General features: G+C 58.5%; 21 protein-coding genes. 5 read left to right on the plus strand and 16 right to left on the minus strand.

Going from position 1 to position 25,902, the window contains the following annotated elements:
* Positions 1-154: 154 nt before the first annotated feature.
* The 11 genes from AACY18_RS10545 to mtnA form a co-directional block, all read right to left on the minus strand.
* Positions 155-394, minus strand: coding sequence for a lipopolysaccharide assembly protein LapA domain-containing protein (locus AACY18_RS10545; protein ID WP_339431150.1), 240 nt, complete (start codon positions 392-394; stop codon positions 155-157).
* 27 nt (positions 395-421) lie between these two features.
* Positions 422-718, minus strand: coding sequence for an integration host factor subunit beta (gene ihfB / locus AACY18_RS10550; protein ID WP_003189779.1), 297 nt, complete (start codon positions 716-718; stop codon positions 422-424).
* A 153-nt stretch (positions 719-871) separates the two neighbouring features.
* A complete protein-coding gene (locus tag AACY18_RS10555; protein WP_339431149.1) occupies positions 872-1,150 on the minus strand; it encodes a hypothetical protein in 279 nt (92 codons plus the stop codon).
* 215 nt (positions 1,151-1,365) lie between these two features.
* Positions 1,366-3,051, minus strand: coding sequence for a 30S ribosomal protein S1 (gene rpsA / locus AACY18_RS10560; RefSeq protein WP_221729258.1), 1,686 nt, complete (start codon positions 3,049-3,051; stop codon positions 1,366-1,368).
* Positions 3,052-3,170: 119 nt separating this feature from the next.
* Entirely contained in the window at positions 3,171-3,860 is a 690-nt protein-coding gene (gene cmk, locus AACY18_RS10565) for a (d)CMP kinase (RefSeq protein WP_339431148.1), read from the minus strand.
* Positions 3,857-6,064, minus strand: a complete 2,208-nt coding sequence (locus AACY18_RS10570; protein WP_339464836.1) for a bifunctional prephenate dehydrogenase/3-phosphoshikimate 1-carboxyvinyltransferase — start codon at positions 6,062-6,064, stop codon at positions 3,857-3,859. Before AACY18_RS10570 ends, cmk begins: the two co-directional genes overlap by 4 nt.
* A 28-nt stretch (positions 6,065-6,092) precedes the next feature.
* A complete protein-coding gene (hisC, locus tag AACY18_RS10575) occupies positions 6,093-7,205 on the minus strand; it encodes a histidinol-phosphate transaminase (RefSeq protein ID WP_339464821.1) in 1,113 nt (370 codons plus the stop codon).
* A 12-nt stretch (positions 7,206-7,217) separates the two neighbouring features.
* Positions 7,218-8,312, minus strand: coding sequence for a prephenate dehydratase (gene pheA, locus AACY18_RS10580; RefSeq protein WP_027620100.1), 1,095 nt, complete (start codon positions 8,310-8,312; stop codon positions 7,218-7,220).
* Positions 8,312-9,397 (minus strand): 3-phosphoserine/phosphohydroxythreonine transaminase, encoded by a 1,086-nt coding sequence (gene serC, locus AACY18_RS10585; protein ID WP_339431146.1) that lies wholly within the window; start codon positions 9,395-9,397, stop codon positions 8,312-8,314. Before serC ends, pheA begins: the two co-directional genes overlap by 1 nt.
* Positions 9,398-9,507: 110 nt before the next feature.
* Complete coding sequence (gyrA, locus tag AACY18_RS10590) at positions 9,508-12,297, minus strand: DNA gyrase subunit A (RefSeq protein ID WP_221729263.1); 2,790 nt, start codon at positions 12,295-12,297, stop codon at positions 9,508-9,510.
* Between the two features lie 373 nt (positions 12,298-12,670).
* A complete protein-coding gene (mtnA, locus tag AACY18_RS10595; protein ID WP_339431145.1) occupies positions 12,671-13,747 on the minus strand; it encodes an S-methyl-5-thioribose-1-phosphate isomerase in 1,077 nt (358 codons plus the stop codon).
* 108 nt (positions 13,748-13,855) lie between these two features.
* Between mtnA and AACY18_RS10600 the strand changes: the two genes are divergently transcribed.
* The 5 genes from AACY18_RS10600 (at position 13,856) to AACY18_RS10620 (ending at position 18,725) form a co-directional block, all read left to right on the plus strand.
* A complete protein-coding gene (locus tag AACY18_RS10600) occupies positions 13,856-15,190 on the plus strand; it encodes a TRZ/ATZ family hydrolase (protein WP_339464822.1) in 1,335 nt (444 codons plus the stop codon).
* Between the two features lie 56 nt (positions 15,191-15,246).
* Positions 15,247-15,945 (plus strand): bifunctional 2-polyprenyl-6-hydroxyphenol methylase/3-demethylubiquinol 3-O-methyltransferase UbiG, encoded by a 699-nt coding sequence (gene ubiG, locus AACY18_RS10605; RefSeq protein ID WP_339431143.1) that lies wholly within the window; start codon positions 15,247-15,249, stop codon positions 15,943-15,945.
* Positions 15,946-15,949: 4 nt separating this feature from the next.
* Positions 15,950-16,621: an N-acetylmuramic acid 6-phosphate phosphatase MupP gene (gene mupP / locus AACY18_RS10610; RefSeq protein ID WP_339464823.1), complete on the plus strand. Its 672-nt coding sequence runs from the start codon at positions 15,950-15,952 to the stop codon at positions 16,619-16,621.
* A 75-nt stretch (positions 16,622-16,696) separates the two neighbouring features.
* Positions 16,697-17,437 carry a YciK family oxidoreductase gene (locus AACY18_RS10615; RefSeq protein ID WP_339431141.1) on the plus strand — a complete coding sequence of 247 codons (741 nt, stop codon included), beginning with the start codon at positions 16,697-16,699 and terminating at the stop codon, positions 17,435-17,437.
* A 361-nt stretch (positions 17,438-17,798) separates the two neighbouring features.
* Positions 17,799-18,725, plus strand: coding sequence for a GGDEF domain-containing protein (locus tag AACY18_RS10620; protein WP_339464824.1), 927 nt, complete (start codon positions 17,799-17,801; stop codon positions 18,723-18,725).
* Positions 18,726-18,841: 116 nt separating this feature from the next.
* On the opposite strand, the gene AACY18_RS10625 is transcribed toward AACY18_RS10620, so the two are convergent.
* The 5 genes from AACY18_RS10625 to trhO form a co-directional block, all read right to left on the minus strand.
* Complete coding sequence (locus AACY18_RS10625) at positions 18,842-19,600, minus strand: TenA family transcriptional regulator (RefSeq protein WP_260455454.1); 759 nt, start codon at positions 19,598-19,600, stop codon at positions 18,842-18,844.
* Between the two features lie 79 nt (positions 19,601-19,679).
* The gene (locus AACY18_RS10630) at positions 19,680-22,139 is read right to left on the minus strand and encodes an EAL domain-containing protein (protein ID WP_339431139.1); all 2,460 of its coding nucleotides are present in this window, start codon (positions 22,137-22,139) and stop codon (positions 19,680-19,682) included.
* Between the two features lie 209 nt (positions 22,140-22,348).
* On the minus strand, positions 22,349-24,166 hold the full coding sequence (locus AACY18_RS10635) for an ABC transporter ATP-binding protein (protein ID WP_339464825.1): 1,818 nt from the start codon (positions 24,164-24,166) through the stop codon (positions 22,349-22,351).
* A complete protein-coding gene (locus AACY18_RS10640; RefSeq protein WP_339464837.1) occupies positions 24,159-24,761 on the minus strand; it encodes a DsbA family protein in 603 nt (200 codons plus the stop codon). The genes AACY18_RS10635 and AACY18_RS10640 overlap by 8 nt, the downstream gene beginning before the upstream one ends.
* A 35-nt stretch (positions 24,762-24,796) precedes the next feature.
* Positions 24,797-25,738: an oxygen-dependent tRNA uridine(34) hydroxylase TrhO gene (gene trhO / locus AACY18_RS10645; RefSeq protein ID WP_339464827.1), complete on the minus strand. Its 942-nt coding sequence runs from the start codon at positions 25,736-25,738 to the stop codon at positions 24,797-24,799.
* Positions 25,739-25,902: the final 164 nt, after the last annotated feature.

The following is a 25,902-nucleotide window of genomic DNA, read 5'->3' on the forward strand; positions in this document are numbered from 1 at the left end:
CAAAACCTGTGGCTTCTGTCAGAGTCAGTCTGAATCGATGTGGGAATGTGCCACTATCGAACAAGGGCTGCATTTTACAGCTTAATGAACGTTTTACTAATGGATATAGACAGGCTGAGGCGCAATTTCGACAGATGCCATGCACCTGTCGTTTTCAGACAATTCGCTTGCGTGCCGCCTTGGACGAACGTCCCAGAAACCAGCCTAGTATCGGGCCAATCAACATACCGATGAGCAATGCCAAAACCACTACCAGCGAGACCGGCAATTGAGGCCCGGAAAAGCCTAGAAACAATAACGACACCGATTGCTGATTTTCCAGAACAAACGCCAGAATCACCAACACCAGCAAAAGAATAAAAACGCCAAGAAGTATGCGCTTGAGGTTACGCATGAGTAACTCCTTGAGAGATAGCGACTGTCAAACCCCCTCCTCCTCTTCCTCGTTCACTCGATCACGCAATTCTTTACCCGGCTTGAAATGCGGAACGAATTTTCCATCCAGACTTACAGACTGGCCGGTCTTTGGATTGCGACCAACGCGCGGCGCACGGTAGTGCAGGGAGAAGCTGCCGAACCCACGGATCTCGATGCGATCACCAGTGGCCAGACATTGGGACATTTGTTCAAGCATGGTCTTGATGGCCAACTCCACATCCTTGGATGAGAGCAGCCCTTGATGGGTGACAATTCGTTCGATCAACTCCGACTTCGTCATATTTTTCCCTTCTTTTTCAAGCAGCTAGATCAGCGCTTGAAAGGTTTTAGCATGCCCGGAAGATTTTGAACAGCCCAGGGATTGACATATCTTCTTCAGCGCTGAAACGCCCGCTTTCAGGGCATAAACTCACTCGCCAGGATCACCCCACGCTCAACGGCATATCACCAGCATGGTCCGGGTCACGTACCCAGCAGGATTGAAACCAAACGGAAACTCATCTTCGTCTTTGGCATCATCAGATCGAGTGATCACCTTGTAACCCGCCCCCTTACACTCCTTCGCCGCTCGCTTTTGACACCTCTCCCAGCCAGAGCCCAGCCCGGAGCAATCAACTTCAATGCCGCTGACACCACGCACCGCATGGGTCTTGGCATTTGTAGTACAGCCCGCAAAAACCAGTACCGCTATGAGGACAATAAACTTGTTCATCCACTTCCTTATGCCAGGCAACGCCCGACTACTGCACGCTTAAGACCAAGCTTAGTCGCGAATAGGCGATTGATCCCATTAAAGAAACAGACAATCTGGCGACTGGAATGGTTTCACAGGCAGCACGGATTCGCGCAGAAGCGAACCAGGACTCATCAAATCGCAGGCACAAAAAAGGGCGACCGAAGTCGCCCTTTTTAATGATCAAGCAGAACTTAGTTCTGTTTGGCCATTGCCTGGCGCAGCAGTGCCGCCATGGTGGTTTCGCCGGTAGCAGCTTCCGGAGTCTCTTTCAGGCTCTGGATTGCTTCTTTCTCTTCAGCGTCGTCTTTCGACTTGATCGAGAGCTGGATTACGCGGCTCTTGCGGTCAACGCTGATGATCTTGGCTTCAACTTCCTGGCCTTCTTTCAGCACGTTGCGCGCGTCTTCAACGCGGTCACGGCTGATTTCGGAGGCTTTCAGGGTCGCTTCGATGTCGTCAGCCAGAACGATGATGGCGCCTTTGGCGTCAACTTCTTTCACGGTGCCAGTAACGATTGCGCCTTTGTCGTTAACCGAGACGTACTCGGAGAACGGATCGCTTTCCAGTTGCTTGATACCCAGGGAGATACGCTCGCGCTCTGGGTCAACCGACAGGATAACGGTGTCCAGTTCGTCGCCCTTCTTGAAACGACGTACGGCTTCTTCGCCCACTTCGTTCCAGGAGATGTCGGACAGATGAACCAGACCGTCGATGCCGCCGTCCAGACCAATGAAGATACCGAAATCGGTGATCGACTTGATGGTGCCGGAGATTTTATCGCCCTTGTTGAACTGGCCAGAGAAATCTTCCCATGGGTTAGATTTGCACTGCTTGATGCCCAGGGAGATACGACGACGCTCTTCGTCGATGTCCAGAACCATAACTTCCACTTCGTCGCCGACTTGTACGACTTTCGAAGGGTGGATGTTTTTGTTGGTCCAGTCCATTTCCGAAACGTGTACCAGACCTTCAACGCCTTCTTCCAGCTCAGCGAAGCAGCCGTAGTCGGTCAGGTTGGTTACACGAGCGGTAACGCGAGTGCTTTCTGGGTAACGGGCTTTGATAGCAACCCATGGATCTTCGCCCAGTTGCTTCAGGCCCAGGGAAACACGGTTGCGTTCGCGATCGTATTTCAGAACCTTAACGTCGATTTCGTCACCAACGTTGACGATCTCGGAAGGATGCTTGATGCGCTTCCAGGCCATGTCGGTGATGTGCAGCAGGCCGTCCACGCCACCCAGATCGACGAATGCGCCGTAATCGGTGAGGTTTTTGACGATACCTTTGACTTGCTGGCCTTCCTGCAGGGATTCCAGCAGAGCTTCACGCTCGGCGGAGTTCTCGGCTTCCAGGACGCTGCGACGGGAAACGACAACGTTGTTGCGCTTCTGGTCCAGCTTGATGACCTTGAATTCCAGCTCTTTGCCTTCCAGGTGCGTGGTGTCGCGCACTGGACGGACGTCAACCAGGGAACCTGGCAGGAACGCACGGATGCCGTTAACGTCGACAGTGAAGCCGCCTTTAACCTTACCGTTGATAACGCCCTTGACCACTTCCTCAGCTGCGAAGGCTGCTTCCAGAACGATCCAGCATTCAGCGCGCTTGGCTTTTTCACGGGACAGCTTGGTTTCACCGAAACCGTCTTCAACCGAGTCCAGCGCAACGTGAACTTCGTCACCGACATTGATAGTCAGATCGCCAGCGTCGTTGTAGAACTGCTCAAGCGGGATGAGTGCTTCAGACTTCAGGCCAGCGTGAACGGTTACCCAGCGAGCTTGGTAATCGATATCAACGATAACACCGGTGATGATGGAGCCTGCCTGAAGGTTCAGGGTTTTTAGGCTTTCTTCAAAGAGTTCCGCAAAGCTTTCGCTCATTTTAATTCCTGTAAATGAGGGCGAAGGATACGCCCATCTCCACACCCCAGACGGTGTGGGTTAGTTTCATATAGAAGAAGCGCCGCAGGACTATGACTGGTCCCCTGCAACCTTCTTGGTCACCCGGCGATATCGCGAATGGCGATCTCGCTCATGATGCGTTCAAGCACCTGATCGATGGACAACTCCGTGGAATCCAGCTGTATTGCGTCAGCCGCCGGTTTTAGCGGGGCTACCGCTCGCTGGGTATCACGCTCGTCGCGTGCACGGATCTCATCTAGCAGACTCGACAGACTAACACCCTCGACTTTGCCCTTCAACTGCAAATATCGGCGGCGCGCCCGCTCCTCGGCACTGGCGGTCAGGAAAATCTTCAGCGGCGCACTTGGAAAAACGACCGTGCCCATGTCGCGACCATCGGCCACCAGCCCCGGCGCCTCCTGAAAAGCACGCTGGCGCTGCAGCAGCGCCTCGCGCACAGCCGGCAATGCCGCCACCTGAGAGGCGCCGGAACCGACGCTTTCAGTGCGGATGACATCGCTGACTTCATCGCCTTCCAGAATGATGCGCTGCAGCTGACCGTCGGTCGCTGCGATGAACTGCACATCCAGATGAGCGGCGAGCTTCTTCAGCAGCTCCTCATTGGTCAGGTCGACACCATGGTTGTGCGCAGCGAATGCCAGCAGGCGATACAGCGCACCGGAATCCAGCAGGTTCCAGCCCAGACGCTTGGCCAGAATCCCGGCGACCGTGCCCTTGCCCGAGCCGCTTGGCCCATCGATGGTGATGACCGGTGCAATGTTTTTCACGACTGAGCCTCTTGTGCCACACGAATACCGACCTGCCCGCACAGCGCGAGGAAGTTCGGGAACGACGTCGCGACGTTGGCGCAATCATGGATGCGGATCGGTGCAGTGGCGCGCAGGGAGGCCACACTGAAAGCCATGGCGATACGGTGATCGCCGTGACCATGCACTTCGCCGCCGCCAATCTGGCCACCGTCGATGATGATGCCGTCCGGTGTTGGCTGGCACTTGACGCCCAGTGCCAGCAAGCCGTCCGCCATCACTTGAATGCGATCCGACTCCTTGACGCGCAGCTCTTCGGCACCGGTCAGCACGGTACGGCCTTCGGCACACGCCGCCGCCACGAACAGCACCGGGAATTCGTCGATGGCCAGCGGAACCAGCTCTTCAGGAATCTCGATACCTTTGAGTTTAGCTGCTCGCACGCGCAGGTCAGCCACTGGCTCTCCGCCGACTTCACGCTGGTTTTCCAGGGTGATGTCCGCACCCATCAGGCGCAGGATGTCGATGACGCCGGTGCGGGTCGGGTTGATACCGACGTGTTCGAGCACCAGCTCCGAACCTTCAGCGATCGATGCCGCGACCAGGAAGAACGCCGACGACGAAATGTCGCCCGGCACTTCAATGTGAGTCGCGGTGAGTTTGCCGCCGGACTCGACCGAAGCCGTAGCGCCATCCACGGACACCGAGTAACCGAAACCGCGCAACATACGCTCGGTATGGTCACGGGTCGGAGCAGGCTCGGTGACGGTGGTCTTGCCTTCAGCGTACAGACCCGCCAGCAGCAGGCAGGACTTCACCTGAGCGCTGGCCATCGGCATGGTGTAGGTCAGGCCTTTGAGCTTGTGCCCGCCACGAATGGTCATTGGTGGACGACCTTCGGCAGCAGTTTCGATCACAGCGCCCATTTCACGCAGCGGATTGGCCACGCGATTCATCGGACGCTTGGACAGCGAAGCATCGCCCGTCAGGATGCTGTCGAAGTTCTGCGCGGCCAGCAGGCCGGACAGCAGACGCATCGACGTGCCGGAGTTACCCAGATAGATCGGGCCCGGCGCAGGTTTCAGGCCGTGCAGGCCGACACCGTGAATGGTCACGCGACCGTGGTGCGGGCCTTCAATGACCACACCCATATCGCGGAATGCCTGCAAGGTCGCCAGGGCGTCTTCGCCCTCGAGGAAGCCTTCGACTTCGGTGACGCCTTCGGCCAGCGAACCGAGCATGATCGAACGGTGGGAAATCGATTTGTCACCCGGTACGCGAATCCGACCGGACAGGCGGCCACCAGGTTGAGCCAGGAAGATCAGATCGTTGGAATTCATAGCGTCCACATAGGCCCTGCGGGCCAGGATTTTACTGAAATGCTCGCGGGCAACCCGGGCGCGTGTGAAAACGCCCAACAATTGGTGCCCATCCCCTGCATCGACCGCGTCGCGCAAGGCGTCGAGGTCGCTGCGAAATGTATCGAGTGTGCGCAGGACAGCCTCGCGATTGGCGAGGAAGATGTCGTGCCACATCACCGGGTCGCTTCCGGCGATTCTTGTGAAATCGCGGAAACCGCCCGCAGCGTAACGGAAGATCTCAAGGTTTTCATTGCGCTTGGCCAACGAATCGACCAAACCGAAGGCTAGCAAGTGCGGCAAATGACTGGTTGCGGCCAATACTTCGTCGTGGCGCTCGACTTGCATGTGCTCGACGTCGGCACCCAATTCACGCCATAGACGATCAACAACAGCCAGCGCGGCCGGGTCGGTTTGCTCAAGCGGCGTCAGAATTACTTTGTGACGACGGAACAATCCAGCGTTGGAAGCCTCCACCCCGCTCTGCTCGGAGCCGGCAATCGGGTGCCCCGGCACGAAACGCGCCGGCATGCCGCCGAATGCTTCGGTCGCCGCACGCACCACGTTGCCCTTGGCGCTACCGACATCCGTCAGGATCGCCTGCCCCAGATCCATGCCTGCCAGACGAGCCAGCACTTTCTCCATGGCCAGAATCGGCACAGCCAATTGAATCACGTCAGCGCCACGGCATGCCGCTACCAAGTCATCTTCGCAGCGATCAACCACACCCAACTCGACCGCGAGCTTGCGCGATTGCGGGTCGAGATCGACCCCGACCACCTCGCGGCAGATACCGCTTTCACGCAAGCCTTTGGCAAATGAACCACCGATCAACCCCAGTCCGACCACCACCAGGCGACCGATCATAGGTGCAGCAGATTGCAACGCAGTGACATCACCCACGAGCCAGAACCTTGCGCAGCGCTTCGAGCAAGCGGCTGTTTTCCGCCGGCAGACCGATGGTCACCCGCAGGTGATTCGGCATACCGTAGTTAGCCACCGGACGCACGATCACGCCCTCAGCCAGCAAGCCTTGAAACACCGGGGCCGCCACTTGGCCGAGGTCGACGCAAACGAAGTTGCCTTTGGATTCGATCCAGCGCAAACCCAACTCACGAAAACCTGCTTGCAGTTGTTGCATGCCGGCCTCATTGAGCTGACGGCTTTGCGCCAGATATTCCTCATCCTTCAGCGCTGCACAGGCTGCAGCCAAGGCCAGGCTGTTAACGTTGAAGGGTTGGCGCACACGGTTCAGCACATCCGCCACCACCGGGGTGGACAGGCCGTAGCCAACACGCAACGCCGCCAGACCATAGGCCTTGGAGAAAGTACGCGAAACCAGCAGATTGGGGTAAGCCGCGAGAAAATCCAGACCGTCCGGCAGATCACTGCCTTCGGCGTATTCGATATAAGCCTCATCGAGCACCACCAGCACATGCTCCGGAACGTCCTGCAGGAACTCGTCCAGCGCCTCTGCGCCGAACCAGGTACCGGTCGGGTTGTTCGGGTTGGCGATAAACACCACGCGGGTATTGGCATCAATGGCCGCGAGCATGGCCGGCAGGTCATGCCCCCAATCCTTGGCCGGGACTACTTTGGCCTGAGCGCCAACAGCCTGAGTCGCAATCGGGTACACCGCGAAAGCATGCTCGCTGAACACGGCGTTAAGGCCCGGCGCCAGGTACGCGCGCGCGACCAATTCGAGAATATCGTTGGAGCCGTTGCCCAGAGTGACCTGGTTCAGCTCGACACGACACTGCTCGGCCAGCAGGGACTTCAACGCAAAACCGTTGCCGTCCGGGTAACGCGTCAGCTCAGCCAGCTCTTCGCGGATGGCCGCCAAGGCTTTCGGACTGGCGCCCAGCGGGTTTTCGTTGCTGGCCAGTTTGACGATTTTCGCCGGATCCAGACCCAGCTCGCGCGCCAGTTCGTCCACAGGCTTGCCCGGAACGTACGGCGAGAGTTGTTGCACGCCCGGCTGTGCCAGAGCGAGGAAGTTGCCACTCATTTGCTACCGCCCTTAGAGAACTGCTTTCGGGTAGGAACCCAGCACCTTGAGTGCTACCGCTTCCTGACTGATCTTTTCCAGTACACCTTTGACCAACGGATCACGGTGGTGGCCGACGAAGTCGATAAAGAACACATAGGTCCATTTGCCGCTGCGCGATGGACGGGTTTCGATGCGCGTCAGGTCAATGCCGTTGTCATGGAACGGCACCAGCAGCTCGTGCAGCGCGCCAGGCTTGTTGCTCATGGACACTATGATCGACGTCTTGTCGTCACCGGTCGGCGGCACTTCCTGGTTACCGATCATCAGGAAGCGCGTGGAGTTGTCCGGACGATCCTCGATTTTCTCGGCCAGACGGGTCAGACCATAGAGCCCAGCCGCCATATCACCGGCAATCGCCGCCGAGTTCCATTCACCTTTAACCCGTTTGGCCGCTTCGGCGTTGCTGGACACCGCCACGCGCTCGACATTCGGGTAGTGCGCGTCCAGCCACTTGCGGCACTGGGCCAGCGACTGCGCGTGGGAATAGATGCGGCTGATGCTGTCGGTCTTGGTGTTTTCACCGACCAGCAGATGATGGTGAATGCGCAGCTCGACTTCGCCACAGATGACCATGTCGTGCTCGAGGAAGCTGTCCAGCGTGTGGTTGACCGCGCCTTCGGTGGAGTTTTCCACCGGCACCACGCCAAAGTTCACCGCACCGGCGGCCACTTCGCGAAACACTTCGTCAATCGCCGCCATCGGCTTGCTGATCACCGCGTGACCGAAGTGCTTCATGGCCGCCGCTTGGGTGAAGGTGCCTTCAGGGCCGAGGTAGGCCACTTTCAGTGGCTGCTCCAATGCCAGGCACGAGGACATGATTTCGCGGAACAACCGCGCCATCTCTTCGTTGCCCAACGGCCCTTGATTGCGCTCCATCACACGCTTGAGCACCTGAGCTTCGCGCTCAGGACGATAGAACACCGGCACTTCGCCTTCGGCCAGCGAGGCCATCTTTACTCGCGCGACTTCCTGGGCGCAACGCGCACGCTCACTGATCAGCTCGAGGACTTTGGTGTCCAGAGCGTCAATGCGAACGCGCAGTGCCTTGAGTTCTTGCTCGGACATCAGCCGTGTTCCTTCTCGAATTCAGCCATGTAGGCCACCAGCGCATTGACGGCGGTGATGTCGACGGCGTTGTAGATGGAGGCGCGCATACCGCCTACAGAGCGGTGACCCTTGAGGTTGAGCAAGCCGCGCTCATCAGCGCCAGCCAGGAACGGCTTGTCCAGACGGTCATCAGCGAGACGGAATGGCACGTTCATCCACGAGCGATCCGATTTGTTGATCGGGTTGCTGTAGAGGCCGCTGGCGTCGATGAAGTCGTACAGCGTGCGCTGCTTGACATCGTTCAGCCTGGCGATGGCTTCAACGCCGCCCTGCTCTTTCAGCCACTGGAATACCAGACCAGACAAGTACCAGGCCAGAGTCGGCGGGGTGTTGTACATCGAGCCGTTATCGGCCGCGACTTTGTAGTTGAGCATGGTCGGGCACAGCGAGCGCGCCTTGCCCAGCAAGTCTTCGCGGATGATGTTGACCACGATGCCGCTCGGACCGATGTTCTTCTGCGCACCGGCGTAGATCATGCCGAAACGCGAAATATCGACCGGACGCGAAAGGATGTCCGAAGACATGTCGGCCACCAACGGCACGTCGCCGGTTTCCGGGATCCACTGGAATTCCAGACCGCCAATGGTTTCGTTCGGCGCGTAGTGAACGTAAGCGGCGTCCTTGGACAGGTTCCACTCGTTCTGGCCCGGAATGGCGAAATAATCGTAAGGTTTGGCGGTAGCGGCGACGTTGACGTGACCGTAGCGCGAGGCTTCTTCGATGGCTTTCTGCGACCAGATACCGGTGTCGATATAGTCGGCCGAGCCATTTTCCGGCAGCAGGTTCAGGGGAATCTGCGCAAACTGCTGGCTCGCGCCACCTTGCAGAAACAGCACTTTGTAGTTCGAAGGGATATTCAGCAGGTCACGCAGATCCTGCTCGGCCTGATTGGCAATGGACACGAACTCATCGCTGCGATGGCTCATTTCCATGACCGACAGCCCCTTGCCGTGCCAGTCAAGGAGCTCACCTTGAGCGCGTTTCAGGACAGCTTCAGGAAGCGCCGCAGGGCCGGCGCAGAAGTTATAGGCTCGCTTGCTCACATCCAATCTCGCTCTGACTTGGTGATACACAATAATTCGGTCATTCTGAAACTTTCATACCGGACAAATAACAAGGGGGCGAATTCTCATCCGCCCCCTCGCTTGTCCGCTTATTCCTGCGGTTCTTCGTCAGCTGCGGCGTCGAGTTGCTGATCTTCAACAGCGTCGTCGATCACGACCTCCGCGCCGGACACCAGCCCTTCTTCACCTTCAAGCTCTTCGCCCTCGACTTCCGACGGCTCCTGAACCCGCTCCAGACCGACCAGCGTTTCATCGGTGGCCAGCTTGATCAGGGTCACCCCTTGGGTGTTGCGACCCAGGCTGGAGACTTCATCAACGCGGGTCCGCACCAGCGTGCCCTGATCGGAAATCAGCATGATTTCCTCGCCTTCCTGAACCTGGATTGCACCGACGAGCTTGCCGTTGCGCTCTTTGGTGACCATTGCAATCACACCCTGACCACCGCGACCACGGCGAGGGAATTTGCTCAGCGCGGTGCGCTTGCCGAAACCACGCTCGGAAGCGGTCAGAATCTGCGCGCCCGACTCAGGAATCAGCATGGAGATCAGCTTCTGATCCTTGAGGATCCGCATGCCGCGGATACCGCGAGCGCCACGACCCATTTCACGCACGGCGGCTTCAGCGAAACGAATCACCTTGCCAGCGTCGGAGAACAGCATGATTTCTTTCGCGCCATCGGTGATGGCAGCCGCGATCAACGTGTCACCTTCCTTCAGCTTCAGGGCGATCAAGCCATTGGAGCGCGGACGGGCGAAGCGTGCCAGCGGCGTCTTCTTGACGGTACCGGAAGCCGTGGCCATGAAGATGAATTCGCCAGTCGGCTCAGCGACCAGTTCGGCCGTTTCGCCGTCGATTTCTTCCAGTTCGGCAGCTTCTTCAGCTTCAACCACTTCGCCTTCGATGATCACATCGTCGGCATCATCTTCATCGTCAGCACCGGCGCGTTTTTGCAGGGCTTCGAGGTCGATCTGCAGCATCGTGGTGATGGTTTCATCGGCTTCCAGCGGCAGCAGATTGACCAGCGGACGACCCCGCGCGGCACGCGATGCCTCAGGAATTTCGTAAGTCTTCAGCCAGTACACCTTGCCTTTGCTGGAGAACAGCAAGAGCGTGGAGTGACTGTTGGCAACCAGCAGGTGAGCAATGTAGTCCTCATCCTTGACGCCAGTCGCCGATTTGCCTTTACCGCCACGACGCTGAGCCTGGTACGCAGCCAGCGGCTGGGTCTTGGCGTAGCCACCGTGGGAAATGGTCACAACGCGCTCTTCTTCCGGGATCATGTCGCCCAGAGTCAGGTCGAGGCGTGCATCGAGAATCTCGGTGCGACGCTGATCGCCGTATTCGGCACGGATCACTTCCAGCTCTTCGCGGATCACTTCCATCAGGCGCACGGCACTGTTGAGGATGCGGATCAGCTCGCCGATCTGGTTGAGGATCTCTTGATACTCGGCCAGCAGCTTTTCGTGTTCCAGGCCGGTCAGGCGGTGCAGACGCAGTTCCAGAATGGCTTGCGCCTGTTCTGGCGACAGGAAGTACTTGCCCTCGCGCAGACCGTATTGCGGATCAAGGTTTTCCGGACGGCACGAATCGGCACCGGCACGCTCAACCATCGCCACCACCGCCGAGGATTCCCAAGGCGTGCTGATCAGCGCTTCCTTGGCTTCCGACGGCGTTGGCGACGCCTTGATCAGGGCGATCACCGGGTCGATGTTCGACAGGGCAACGGCCTGACCTTCAAGGATGTGACCACGCTCGCGGGCTTTACGCAGTTCGAACACGGTGCGACGGGTGACGACTTCGCGACGGTGACGAACGAAGGCTTCCAGCAGATCCTTGAGGTTGAGGATCCGCGGACGGCCGTCGATCAGCGCAACGATGTTGATGCCGAACACCGATTGCAGTTGGGTCTGGGCGTAGAGGTTGTTGAGGATCACCTCTGGCACTTCGCCGCGACGCAGTTCGATCACGACGCGCATACCGTCCTTGTCGGACTCGTCGCGCAGTTCGGTGATGCCTTCGAGTTTCTTCTCTTTTACCAGCTCGGCGATCTTCTCGATCAGACGCGCCTTGTTCAACTGGTAAGGGAGTTCGGTGATGACGATCTGCTGACGGCCACCGACCTTGTCGATGTCTTCAACGATCGAACGCGCACGCATGTAAATGCGCCCGCGACCGGTGCGGTAGGCTTCGATGATACCGGCGCGACCGTTGATGATCGCGGCGGTCGGGAAGTCCGGACCGGGAATGTATTGCATCAGCTCGTCGACAGTCAGCTCGGGATTGTCGATGAGTGCCAGGCAACCGTCGATGACTTCACCGAGGTTGTGCGGCGGGATGTTGGTCGCCATGCCCACGGCAATACCGCTGGAACCGTTGACCAGCAGGTTGGGAATACGGGTCGGCATGACCGCCGGGATCATTTCGGTGCCGTCGTAGTTCGGCACCCAGTCGACGGTTTCCTTGTGCAGGTCAGCCAGCAGCTCGTGCGCCAGCTTGGTCATGCGCACTTCGGTGTATCGCATGGCCGCGGCGTTGTCGCCGTCCACCGAACCGAAGTTGCCCTGACCGTCGACCAGCAGATAACGCAGCGAGAATGGCTGCGCCATACGGACGATGGTGTCGTAGACCGCTGTATCACCGTGCGGGTGATACTTACCGATCACGTCACCGACAACACGGGCAGATTTCTTGTACGGCTTGTTGAAGTCGTTGCCCAGCTCGCTCATCGCGAACAGCACGCGACGGTGCACGGGCTTCAAGCCATCGCGCGCATCCGGCAGTGCACGGCCGACGATCACGCTCATCGCGTAATCGAGGTAGGACTGTTTCAGCTCGTCTTCGATATTGACCGGGAGGATTTCTTTGGCCAGTTCGCCCATGAGAAGCCTGATTCCTTTTTCTGGTGAAACCTCGTCATATCCATAGGGATCACGAAGCTCGTCGATGCAGGCTGAGTGCCATGCGCCGACTTACGACAAATCAACAAGTTGGACCCTGGATTTGCGCAGTGAAGACAACCCCGTGGGACTGCCTCGGAAAACGCCGGATGCTACCACAATCGCCGCCACGCACCTATCCCCCACAAGCGCATGGAGCATAGTTAGTTGGCCGGTAATCGCCTGAAAGGGGGACGAGAGACGCTTAGAGCCTCTTCGAATGCAGAATCGGAGGCTTGTTTACGTATGTTTATTGACTTTTAAGGCCCCATCGCTGACAAGCCAGCGATGGGGACCTTTGAGGCACAACAGCCCGTTAATGCAGGCGCTTGCGACACATCAACTGGGCCATTTTCGCGGTATCCGGACGCTCGACGATGCCCTTCTCGGTAACGATCGCGTCGATCAGATCCGCCGGCGTCACGTCAAACACCGGATTGAACGCCTCGACATCTGCGCCGACACGCTTGCCGCCCACCTCCAGCAACTCGGCGCCGTCACGTTCCTCAATCGGGATGTCATCACCACTGGCCAGGTTCATGTCGATGGTCGAACTCGGCGCCACGACCATGAAACGCACGCCGTGGTGCATCGCATTGACCGCCAGTTGATAGGTGCCGATCTTGTTCGCCACGTCGCCGTTGGCGGTGATCCGGTCAGCACCGACGATTACCCAGGTCACACCTTTGGTTTTCATGATGTGTGCGGCGGCAGAGTCGGCATTAAGGGTCACCGGGATACCTTCATTGACCAACTCCCAGGCCGTCAGGCGCGAGCCTTGCAGCCACGGGCGGGTTTCGTCGGCGTAAACGCGCTCAACCATACCTTCAAGGAACGCCGCACGAATGACACCCAGCGCTGTACCGAATCCGCCCGTCGCCAGCGCGCCAGTGTTGCAGTGGGTCAGAATCGCCTGAGCATTGCCCTGATGCTTACGAATCAGGTCGACACCCAGTTGCGCCATGGTCAGGTTGGCTTCGCGGTCACTTTCATGAATTGAGATCGCCTCGGCTTCCAGTGCCGCCAGCGGATCGGCATTGTCTTTCAGGCGCTCAAGCCGATCACGCATGCGGCCCAGCGCCCAGAACAGGTTGACCGCGGTCGGACGAGAGCCGGCCAACAGCGCGAAGTCCTCTTCCAGCACCGCACGCCAATCGCCACCCTCGACAATCCGCGCACGAGCCGCGAGCACGATGCCATAGGCGGCACTGATGCCGATGGCTGGCGCGCCACGCACCACCATTGAGCGAATCGCCTCGGACACGCCGGCGGCGCTGGTGCAGGCGATCCAGGTTTCCTCGAACGGTAAAATACGCTGATCCAGCAGGTGGAGCGCGCCGTCTCGCCAATCGATGGCCTTCACTTTCTCCGCAGCCAACAGTCGATCGCGCATCCCTAACCCCGCACTCATGAACAAAAGCCGCCGATTATAGCGATCCCCCCGCGAAGACGCTCGGGTATACTTCGCCATCCTTTACAAAAGCACTGGAACCGACCCTCGATGCCGAAACCTGCCATTGCGCTCGACTTACTATTGCTGCCGACCTGGCTGGTACCCGTCGAACCTGCAGGCGTTGTGCTCAAGGAGCACGGCCTGGGCATCCGCGACGGTCGCATCGTGTTTATCGGCCCGCGCGCCGAAGCATTGAAGTGTAACGCCACACAAATCCGCGAATTGCCGGACATGCTGCTCAGCCCCGGTCTGATCAATGCTCACGGCCACGCCGCAATGACACTGTTCCGCGGTATGGCCGATGACTTGCCGCTGATGACCTGGCTGGAAAATCACATCTGGCCAGCCGAAGCCAAATGGGTCGATGAAGATTTTGTCCGAGACGGTACTGATCTGGCCATCGCCGAACAGATCAAGGGCGGCATCACCTGTTTCTCGGACATGTATTTCTTCCCGAAAGTTGCCAGCGAGTGCGTGCACAACAGCGGCATTCGCGCGCAGATCGCGATTCCTGTCCTCGACTTCCCGATACCCGGCGCCAGCAACGCTGATGAAGCCATTCGTCAGGGCGTCGAGTTGTTCGGTGATCTGAAGCACCACGAACGGATCAAGATCACCTTCGGCCCCCATGCACCCTATACCGTCAGCGACGAGAACCTCGAGAAGATCCGCGTGATTGCCGAGGAACTGGATGCATCGATCCACATGCACGTCCACGAAACCGCCTTCGAAGTGCAGCAAGCTGTCGAACAACGCGGCGAGCGGCCACTGGCCCGCCTCGGCCGCCTGGGCCTGCTTGGCCCGCGCTTCCAGGCCGTACACATGACCCAGATCAGCGATGACGATCTGGCGTTACTGGTAGAAAGCAACACCAGCGTGATCCACTGCCCCGAATCGAACCTCAAACTGGCCAGCGGTTTTTGCCCGATCGAGCGATTGTGGCAGGCGGGTGTGAACGTGGCTGTCGGCACTGACGGTGCGGCGAGCAACAATGATCTCGACCTGCTGGGTGAAACCCGCACTGCCGCGCTGCTGGCCAAGGCCGTCGCCGGCTCTGCCACCGCGCTGGACGCCCACCGCGCCCTGCGCATGGCCACGCTCAATGGTGCCCGAGCGCTGGGGATCGAAGCGCAAGTCGGCTCGCTGGAAATCGGCAAAGCCGCCGACATCGTCGCCTTCGACCTGTCGGGCCTGGCGCAGCAACCAGTCTATGACCCGGTTTCGCAGCTTATATATGCCACCGGCCGCGACTGCGTGAAACACCTGTGGGTTGACGGCAAGCAACTGCTCGACGACCGGCGCCTGACACGCCTGGATGAGGCACAACTGGGCGCCACCGCCCGTGCCTGGGGCCAACGCATCAGCGGCCACACCGAATCGTAAACACTGCGCATAACCTGCGCAGCTACAACCTTTTTCAAGTTTTAGAGGAATGGAACATGAGCAACGTCGACCACGCCGAAATCGCCAAATTCGAAGCCTTGGCCCATCGCTGGTGGGACCGTGAAAGCGAATTCAAACCGCTGCACGACATCAACCCGCTGCGGGTCAACTGGATTGACGAACGGGTCAACCTGGCCGGCAAGAAAGTGCTCGACGTCGGTTGCGGCGGCGGCATCCTCAGCGAAGCCATGGCCCAACGCGGTGCCACCGTAATGGGCATCGACATGGGCGAAGCGCCTCTGGCGGTCGCGCAATTGCATCAACTGGAATCCGGCGTCAGCGTCGATTACCGCCAGATCACCGCCGAAGCTCTGGCCGAAGAAATGCCCGAGCAGTTCGACGTGGTCACCTGCCTGGAAATGCTCGAACATGTGCCGGATCCATCGTCGGTCATTCGCGCCTGCTTCCGCATGGTCAAGCCCGGCGGTCAGGTGTTCTTCTCGACCATCAACCGCAACCCGAAGGCCTACCTGTTCGCCATCATCGGCGCCGAATACATCATGAAGTTGCTGCCGCGTGGCACCCACGACTTCAAGAAATTCATCCGCCCGTCCGAGCTTGGCGCCTGGAGCCGCATGGCCGGCCTGACCGTCAAGGACATCATCGGCCTGACTTACAACCCGCTGACCAAGCACTACAAGCTGGCCAACGACGTTGACGTCAACTACATGATCCAGACCCTGCGCGAGGAATAAGCCGATGGCCATCAGAGCAGTCCTTTTCGACATGGACGGCACCCTGCTCGACACCGCACCGGACTTCATCGCCATCTGCCAGGCGATGCGCGCGGATCGTGGCTTGCCGCCAATCAACGACAAGCACATTCGCGACGAGATCTCCGGCGGCGCCAAAGCCATGGTTGCGGTGACGTTTTCGATGGACCCGGAATCGCCGGGGTTTGAAGAGTTGCGCCTGGAATTCCTCGAGCGCTACCTCGTCGGCTGCGCGGTGCACAGCAAGCTGTTCGACGGCATGGCCGAACTGCTGGCTGATATCGAAAAGGCCAACTTGATCTGGGGCGTGGTGACCAACAAGCCGCTGCGCTTCGCCGAGCCGATCATGCAGCAGTTGGGACTGGCCGAGCGTTCGGCGCTGCTGATCTGCCCGGATCATGTCAAAAACAGCAAGCCGGATCCGGAGCCGCTGATCCTGGCGTGCAAGATGCTTGATCTGGATCCGTCGACGGTTTTGTTTGTGGGCGATGATCTGCGCGATATCGAATCCGGGCGCGACGCTGGCACCAAGACTTGCGCGGTGACGTTTGGCTACATCCATCCCGACGACAACCCGCGGCATTGGGGCGCGGATGTGGTGGTGGATCATCCTCTGGAGTTGCGCAAGGTGCTCGATAGCGCGCTCTGCAGTTGCTGAGACTTGACGCAGAGCGTCATTGGCTGCTTTCCCATGCGGAGCGTGGGAATGATCTGACTCTTGATGAGGTTTTTTATGTTTGATTACACAGCTCGTCCCGAATTGCTCAAGGACCGGGTCATTCTGGTCACCGGTGCCGGTCGTGGCATCGGCGCGGCTGCCGCGAAAACCTACGCTGCCCATGGCGCAACCGTTTTGCTGCTGGGCAAGACTGAAGCCCATCTGACACAGGTCTACGACGAAATCGAAGCCGCCGGGCACCCCCAGCCGGCGGTGATTCCGTTCAATCTCGAGACCGCCCTGCCGCATCAGTACGATGAACTGGCCGCAATGATCGAGGCTGAATTCGGCCACCTCGACGGCCTGCTGCATAACGCCTCGATCATCGGCCCGCGCACGCCCATCGAGCAGTTGTCCGGCGAAAACTTCATGCGTGTCATGCAGGTCAACGTCAACGCCATGTTCATGTTGACCAGCACATTGCTGCCGCTGCTCAAGCTGTCGCAGGATGCTTCGGTGGTGTTCACTTCGAGCAGCGTCGGACGCAAGGGCCGTGCTTATTGGGGGGCCTATGGCGTTTCGAAATTCGCCACCGAAGGCCTGATGCAAACCCTGGCCGATGAAGTCGACGGCGTGGCGCCAGTGCGCTCCAACAGCATCAACCCGGGCGGCACTCGCACCAGCATGCGCGCGCAAGCCTATCCGGGGGAAAATCCGCTGAACAATCCGACGCCCGAGGAAATCATGCCGGTCTACCTGTACCTGATGGGCCCGGACAGCACCGGCATCAATGGTCAGGCATTCAACGCGCAGTAATGCCATACGTCGCATTTGTAGCCGTGGCGGATTTCCGTCGCGGCATGCATTAACCGTTATTGGCCGTCAAAATACAGTCAAATATCCAGCACACCTTAGTCTTCCGAAAAGCCAAGCTATTGATTCGTATAGCTTTAAATAAAACAGAACTGAATGGCACGACTTTCGCTCTAATTTTCCTCAAAGCATGCCGTGTGAAGGCAATGGGGCAAGACCTGATTCGATAGCTCACTAATCGTCATCAGGCAGACTAGACTTACACCAAATGTCCTACGGGACTGATGGATCAGTACGACACGCAGCCCATAGCCGCTCTCACCCAGCCTGTAAGACAGACTTACTGCTTAGGGGCTCACGCCATATGAAATCACCTTCCCAGACCAATGCAATTGACTTCGACAGTGCCAAATTGCAGCGCCTGGGTTTCGGTCAGCAGCCGCCTCTTCTGGAGCGGCCCGCCAGTCTTGCGCAATTGCGCCAGCAACTGAGCCTGCAACTGCAAACCAGTCTTGAACCGCAACGCATTCTCGGTCTGTTCTTTCGCGAGGCTCAGCGCCTTGTACCACTGGATGCCTTGAGCTACACGCATCAGGGCAGTGACCTGCGCCTGGAGTTCGGCGCCCGAGGCCATCACTCGGTCAGCTACAGCCTCAGCCACGAAGGCGAGCACATGGGTGAACTGGTATTCCGCCGTAATCAGCGCTTCAACGATCAGGAGCAGGGGCATCTTGAATCGCTGCTGTCGTCGCTGCTGTATCCGATGCGCAACGCCCTGTTATACCGCGCGGCGACCCAGAGCGCACTGCGCGACTCCCTCACCGGTGCCGGCAACCGTATTGCGATGGACCAGACCCTGCAACGCGAAATCGAGATGTCACGTCGCCATCTGCAACCATTGTCGGTATTGATGCTGGATATCGACCATTTCAAGCGGGTCAACGACAGTCACGGGCATAGCGCTGGCGATGACGTACTCAAAGCCGTTGCCGCCTCAATCAAAGGTCAATTGCGCAACGTCGACATGGTGTTTCGTTATGGCGGGGAAGAGTTCCTGATCCTGCTGTCCAACACCAGCCGGGAAGCGGCTGCTCTGGTCGGTGAGCGTTTGCGCTACGCCGCACAGGCTAATGAATATTACGCTGACGACCAGTTGATCGAGCTGACGGTGAGCCTGGGTTGCTCGACCCTGCTGCCGGGTGAATCGGCAGAAAGCCTGCTGCGTCGCGCTGACAGTGCGTTGTATGTGGCCAAGCGTGAAGGCCGGAATCGATTGGCAATGGCGGGTTAGCTCTACCGAACCACCAAACAGTGTGGGAGCGGGCTTGCTCGCGAACAGGGTGTGTCAGTCAGCAGTTGCTAGACTGCGACACCGCTTTCGCGAGCAAGCCCGCGCCCACAGTTACATCAGCTTTCGACTACTGCCCTGCGTTCGCGCACCAACAAACGCTCGGATGTTTCGAGCTGCATGCAACGCTCCAAAAACAGATACATGTAGTCGTAGCTCTTGCAGATCGCCTGACGCAACTCGACCTGCAGGGCCTTGCTCGGATTCATGCCGGCCAGGGTGCAAATGATTTCCAGCGCCTCCCAAGGGTGGGCATCGTCATACTGCGCGTGCATCTTCAACCACTTCATCGCCCGCTTTCGATCTTCCTCCGGGAATGCAGCGGCATACACGCCAGTAGAACAAACCAGTGCCGACCACTCCCCGGTCGCGCCCTCGATTGCATAGTTGGTGGCCGCGATAGCCACGATCAGCGAGTCCGCCGAACTGGTGTGCCAGCACCAATGACTCAAGGCGTGCAGCTCGGGCGGCACATGCTGGGCCTGCAGATCTTCCAGGCTCACACCGTGCGCACGACTCCAGTGCACCCAGTAATCGGCGTGATTCAGCTCGACGCGGATATTGCGCATCAGCCAGCGCCGCGCCATGTCTTCACCGGGGTGACGGGCGAATTTGGTCTTGGTCAGGTTCTGCGCCATGTAAAGAGCGAATTGCTCAACCACCGGCCAACCCCCGATCAGGTACTGGCGCATGGTTTTGGCGCTGAGCTTGTTATCACGCATGCGCAGGTACAACTCATGTTCGACAACCCGGCGCTTGCTCTCGCTGCAATCCTCAATCAGCTGTTGTGCCCAGCCTGGATAACTTGCAGCTTCCATGAGCGGTCCGGCTCGGTTGAATGTGTCGATCACTGTTCGGCTCCTTTTGATTTGTGATTGTAAGGATCGGCGAGAGACTTCAACGGAACGTGCCAGGCGCTTTGAACAACAACGGCTGCGGTCTGGCGGGCCGACTTTGCAAACTGTCACAGGTAAACAATTGCGGTCGTTCGATGACATAACCCTGAGCGTAATCCACTCCAATTTCAAGCAATGCCTGCTCGATCTGGGTTGTTTCAACAAACTCGGCAATTGTCTGCTTACCCATGACATGCCCGATGTGATTGATCACTTCGACCATTGCTCGGTTAATCGGGTCGTCCAGCATATCTTTTACGAAACTCCCGTCGATCTTCAGGAAGTCTACAGGCAAATGTTTCAGATAAGCGAATGAAGACATTCCGGCACAAAAGTCATCCAACGAGAAATAACAACCCAAGCCTTTGAGTTCATTAATAAATCTAATTGCACTGCCCAAGTTTGAAATTGCACTGGTTTCAGTAATTTCAAAACAAATCATTTCAGGCGGTATCGAATAGTTAACAAACTGTTCGCGCAGAAAGTGCAAAAACGCGTCATCTCCTATAGTAATACCTGACAGATTAATCGCACACATCGCTAATGGGCCTTTATGCTCTTGTGCAATACATTGAGCAATTACCTTAAATACGTTTTGCACGACCCAGCGATCCAACTGGCTCATCAAGCCATAACGTTCGGCGGCGGGAATGAAACTGTCCGGCAGAATCATCCGTCCGGCCTCGTCATGCAGACGCAGCAGGATTTCAATGTGCCCACCCTTGCCGTCACTCGGCTTGAGCGGTGAGATTTCCTGGGCGTAAAGACAAAAACGGTTCTCTTCCAGCGCCATGTGCAGACGCTGGACCCAGGCCATTTCACCAAAGCGCAGCGACAGTTCGGAATCGTCAGCGTGGTAGACCTGCACACGGTTGCGGCCCTTTTCCTTGGCCATGTAACAGGCCATATCAGCAGCACGCAGCGAAGCTTCCAGCGTCGCCGGGGTTTGCACGACATGCACCAGGCCGATACTCACCGTGGTCAGGAATGGCCGCCCTTTCCAGACAAAATGCAGGTTCTGCACGGTCTGGCGCAGCGCCTCGGCAATTTTCTCCGCCGCTTGCGGCGCGCAGTTTTCCAACAGAATGCCGAACTCGTCACCTCCGAGCCGCGCCAGGGTGTCGCCCTCACGCAGCCCCGATTGCAGCAAGGTGCAAATGTGCCGCAGCAGTTCATCACCCGCGGCATGGCCGCAGGTGTCGTTGACCAACTTGAACTGATCCAGATCGAGGAACATCAGCGCATGCCGCCCGGACTGGCGCGAAAGGTTATGCAGCGCTTGCTCCAAGCGATATTCGAACTCACGGCGGTTCGCCAGCCCGGTCAGCGCATCATGGGTGGCCTGCCACGAAAGATTGGCGATGTATTGCCGTTCCTGGGTCATGTCGTGCAGCACCAGCACGGTACCGCTGACGTTCCCGGCATTGCGAATCGGCGCACCGACCAACGTCACCGACAGCGTGCTGCCATCCAGGCGCTGAATCAGTTTGGAGTGTTCACTGCCGCCACTGAGATGGCCACTAAGAATATGTTCGATCAGGGTCAGGCCTTCGGCCTGGGCATTGTCGTCAAGCAAGTTGAACAGCGCCGCCAGCGGTAGACCGGCTGCCTGCTCGGCCTTCCAGTGGGTCATGGCTTCGGCGGCGGGGTTCATGTAATCGATGGCGCCGGAAACGTCGGTGGTGATGACGCCATCGCCAATCGACTGCAGCGTGACATGCGCCCGATCCTTCTCCAACTGAAGGGCCTGGGCAAAAGCATGGCGTTGTTTGAGCAGTTTGTGCGTGCGCCATAAAGCCAGCACGATAAGCCCCAGCGCCGTGGCCAGGTTGGTGAACAAGAGCAGGCGCAAGATCATCCGCGAGCCTTCACCCAGGGCATCACTGAACGCTTTCGCCGCCGGGGTCACGCCATCGTTGATCGCCAGAATCCGCGTCTTCCAGCGCCGGATATCGGCACTGCTGGCAGTGTTCTGCAAGATGCTCTGGTGCATTTCGCGCGCCACGTCATTGAGTTCGACCAGATAAGCGTCACCCACCGTCCAGCGGTCGATTGCGGTTTCCAGATAACTGAAATGGCGGAAGTTGAGGTACAGCCAGATCAGGCTGGGGACGTCGTCCGGGTGGTTGCCGCCCTTGAGAATGCCTTCGCGTGCAGCGGTCAGGTCCGGCGGTTGGTGATCCAGTGCCAGGCGCAGCTCATGGCCGCCCTGAGGCACGGCAATCGCCTTTTTGTACTTGAGAAAAATCGTTTCGTCACGACTGTCGGCGTACAGATTGAGGTAGTAAATGGCGTCTTTCTGCCCCTTGGACCAGAGGCTCTCACCCGCGACATAACCGCGAACGGCCGACAGCACGTAAAGACTCATCCCTCCCAATAAAGCCTGAAACAACACGACAGCAATGAATGGCCAGACGATGCCCAACAACCGTGGCGTTCCGAGAGTCCGCTTCTGATTCATGAGGTCCCTTGCGCAAGCACTGCCAGATATACACCGGGAAATACCGCTCCTGACAGCTCAGCCTAGGCTAATTTTCGGCATGTCGAAGCGACTGCTAGGCCGTCTTCACTGCCGATTGCGCAACCTGCTGCCTGTCAACGCGTTTCGGAGTTTTTTATTTTAAGCAATTCAAACACTAAGCACACAAACGCGCAAAAAACTCAAGAGCACTATATCTGCTGCAAATGGCCATACAGTTTGGCGTACAGCCCGCCATCGGCAATTAACTGCTGATGATCGCCGTCTTCGGCCACTTGTCCGCCATCGAACACCACCACCCGATCCGCCTGTTTTACCGCCGACAAGCGGTGGGCAATGATCAGTGTGGTGCGACCATTGAGGAACCGCGCCATGGCTTCATGCAGGTTGTATTCGGTGGCGGCATCGAGGGCCGAGGTGGCTTCGTCGAGGATCACCACTTTGGGCTCGGCCAGGATCATCCGCGCAATCGCCAGACGCTGACGCTGCCCGCCGGACAGGCGCACGCCGGAGCGCCCGACGATGCTGTCGAGGCCGTTCGGCAAGGCACGGATGACGGGTTCGAGCTGGGCGATTTCCAGCGCCTGCCAACAGGCTTCGTCACTGCGTGTGCGCCCCATGGTCAGGTTGGCGCGCACGGTGTCGTTGAACAGCGCCGGATGCTGCAACACCACCGCAACGTTTTCCCGAACGATCTCCAGACCGATTTCCTGCTGGGTCGACCCACCGAAACGGACGGTGCCCGCGAGCGGCGTGTACAACCCCAACAGCAATTGCACCAAGGTACTTTTGCCACCGCCACTGGCGCCAACAATCGCGACTTTTTCGCCGGGCGCGATAGACAGGTTCATCTGATCCAGCACCAGCTCATCGCCGTAACCGAAACACAGGCCCTGCACTTCAATACCGACGGTTTCGCGCCCTTTGAACGGGTCGACACCCCCCGGATATTGTGGCTCATCGGCACGCGCCAGCAATTCGTTGACCCGCGCCAGCGCACCGCCCGCCGCGTAGTAGGCGTATTGCAGATTCAACAACTGTTCGACCGGGCCAATCATGAACCACAGGTAACTGAACACCGCGAGCATCTGGCCAATCGACAGATCGGAAAACAACACGGTGAGCATCGCCGCCGCGCGGAAGATGTCGATGCCGAACTGGAACAGCAAGCCACTGGCGCGGTTGGACGCGTCGGTTTTCCACTGCGAATTGACCGCGTAGTTACGCACTTCCTGTGCCCGCAGACCCAACCGCCCGAGGAAATAGCCCTGACGGTTACCCGCTCGCACTTCCTGGATCGAATCGAGGGTTTCGCTCAGCGCCTGAGTGAAGCGCGCGGTGCTGTCGTTCTCGAGTTTTTTCAGGTGTTTGACCCGCTTGCCCAACTGCACCGTGGCGTAGATCACCAGCGGGTTGAACAACAGAATCAGCAGCGCCAGTTTCCAGTGCATCCACATCAGAATGCTTGCTGTGCCAACCAGAGTCAGCATCGCCACCAGAAAACGGCTGAGGGTTTCGCCCACAAACTTGTCGAGGGTGTCCAGATCGGTGACCAGGTGCGTGGTCACGGTCCCGCTGCCCAGGCTTTCGTATTCGCCGAGGGAAATGCGTTTGAGGCGTTCGATCAGCCGCACACGGATGCGGTAGACGATGTCTTTGGCCAGACGCGCGAAGAGTCGCGCCTGCAACACGCCAAAACACAGGGCGCTGCAGCGCAGGGTCAGCGTGACCACCAGCATCAGGCCGATGTAGCCCGCCGCTTGCTGCCACATCGACGGCAGCACCTGATTCATGACTTTCAGCGCGGCGTCGCCGTGGCCGAGCAGCACTTCGTCCACCAGCAAGGGCAGCAATAATGGAATCGGCACGCTGCACAGCGTCGCCAGCACGGCCACGCCGTTGGCGATCCACAGGGATTTTTTATGATGCAGTGCCAAGCGCCGGACTTCTGCCCAGCTCAGCCGGTCGACACGCTTTACGGCTGGCGTGTCATCGGCCAGGTCAGGCACAGGCTGCGCGCTCCAGCCAGCGACCGAGCAACGGCGACAGCTCGCTGAGCGGTTGATAGCCATTGGTCAGCAGCGCCAGTTGGCCATTGCGTTCGGCCAGCAACGTCGGGAACCCGGCGATGCCCAGATCCTGCACCCAATTGAAATCCGCCGCCGTGGCTTCGTGCTGATCGGCGCGATCAAACAGTGCGGCAAATTCGATCCGTGGCACGCCGGCCTGCTCGGCCAGTTCCACCAGCACGCTGGCTTGGGTGACGTCGCGGCCTTCGGTGTAAAACGCCTGCTGGATCAGTCCGACCAATGTCCACGCACAATCCGGCGCCAGGCTGCGTGCGGTGACGATCGCACGGCAGGCAGGCTCGGTGTCGTAGACAAAACCATCGGGCAACGCGCCTTCAAACTTGAATGGCTGGCCGGTGGCCTCGGTCACTGCCTGCCAATGCTCGAGAATGTAGCGTCGAGTGGTCGGCTCCAGCGCCGAACCGCTGCCGGTACGCAACCCGCCAACGACAAGGTGCAACTCCACCCCGGCTGCCTGGGCCTGCTCGACCAGTGCCGTGGCCACCGGGGCAAACCCCCAGCACCAGGAACACATCGGATCCATCACGTAGAGCAGGCGCGCAGACATGGTTAAGCCTCGGTGGATGCTTGCTTGTAGTTGTAGCCGATCGGGTGCGGCTGGTTGCGGGCCTTGGCCAGTTCGATCTGCTTCTGCCGATCGATGGCGCTGCGGCGGGTTTTCTCGCTCAGCGTGTCCCAGCAATGCGGGCAACTGACGCCGGCGACGTAATGCTCGCTGGCGCGATCTTCAACGCTGACCGGCGTGCGGCAGGCATGACATTGATCGTAGTCGCCTTCGCTGAGGTCGTGACGCACGGTCACACGGTTGTCGAATACAAAGCAGTCGCCCTGCCACTTGGTTTCTTCCTGCGGCACCTCTTCGAGGTACTTCAAAATGCCGCCCTTGAGGTGGTAAACCTCCTCGAAACCTTCGCCGAGCATGTAGCTCGAGGCTTTCTCGCAGCGGATACCGCCGGTGCAGAACATCGCGACCTTCTTGTGTACGGCCGGATCGAAGTGTTCTTTGATGTAGTCGGGGAATTCGCGAAAACTGGTGGTTTTCGGATCGATGGCACCTTCGAAGGTGCCGATCGACACTTCGTAATCGTTGCGCGTATCGATCAACAGCACTTCAGGGTCGCTGATCAACGCGTTCCAGTCTTGCGGATCAACGTAAGTACCGACTTTTTTGTTCGGGTCGACGCCTTCGACACCGAGAGTGACGATCTCTTTCTTGAGCTTGACCTTGGTACGGTAGAACGGCTGCTCGTCGCAGTACGATTCTTTATGATCGATGTCGATCATGCGCGGGTCATTCTTGAGCCAGGCGAGCAGGCCGTCGATGCCTTCGCGAGTACCGGAAACCGTGCCGTTGATGCCTTCTTCGGCAATCAACAGTGTGCCTTTGATGCCGTTGTCGACCATCGCTTGCAGCAGTGGCTCGCGCAGGTTGACGTAATCTTCGAGGGTGACGAACTTATACAGTGCCGCCACGACAATAGGTTGTGTCATGGGTATTTCTCCAGGTGGCTACCCTCGCAAAGGGTGAACCGGATGCGAAAAAAAACGCGCCGGGTGAGCGGCGCGTTGCGGATTCTAGCAAAAAAGCAGCTTCGAGCGGCTAGCTTCAAGCGGCCAGCCATGAACAAGGCGCCGTTAACTTGCAGCTTGCTGCT

The organism is Pseudomonas sp. EA_65y_Pfl2_P74 (assembly GCF_963970575.1).
Lineage (GTDB): Bacteria > Pseudomonadota > Gammaproteobacteria > Pseudomonadales > Pseudomonadaceae > Aquipseudomonas > Aquipseudomonas baetica_A.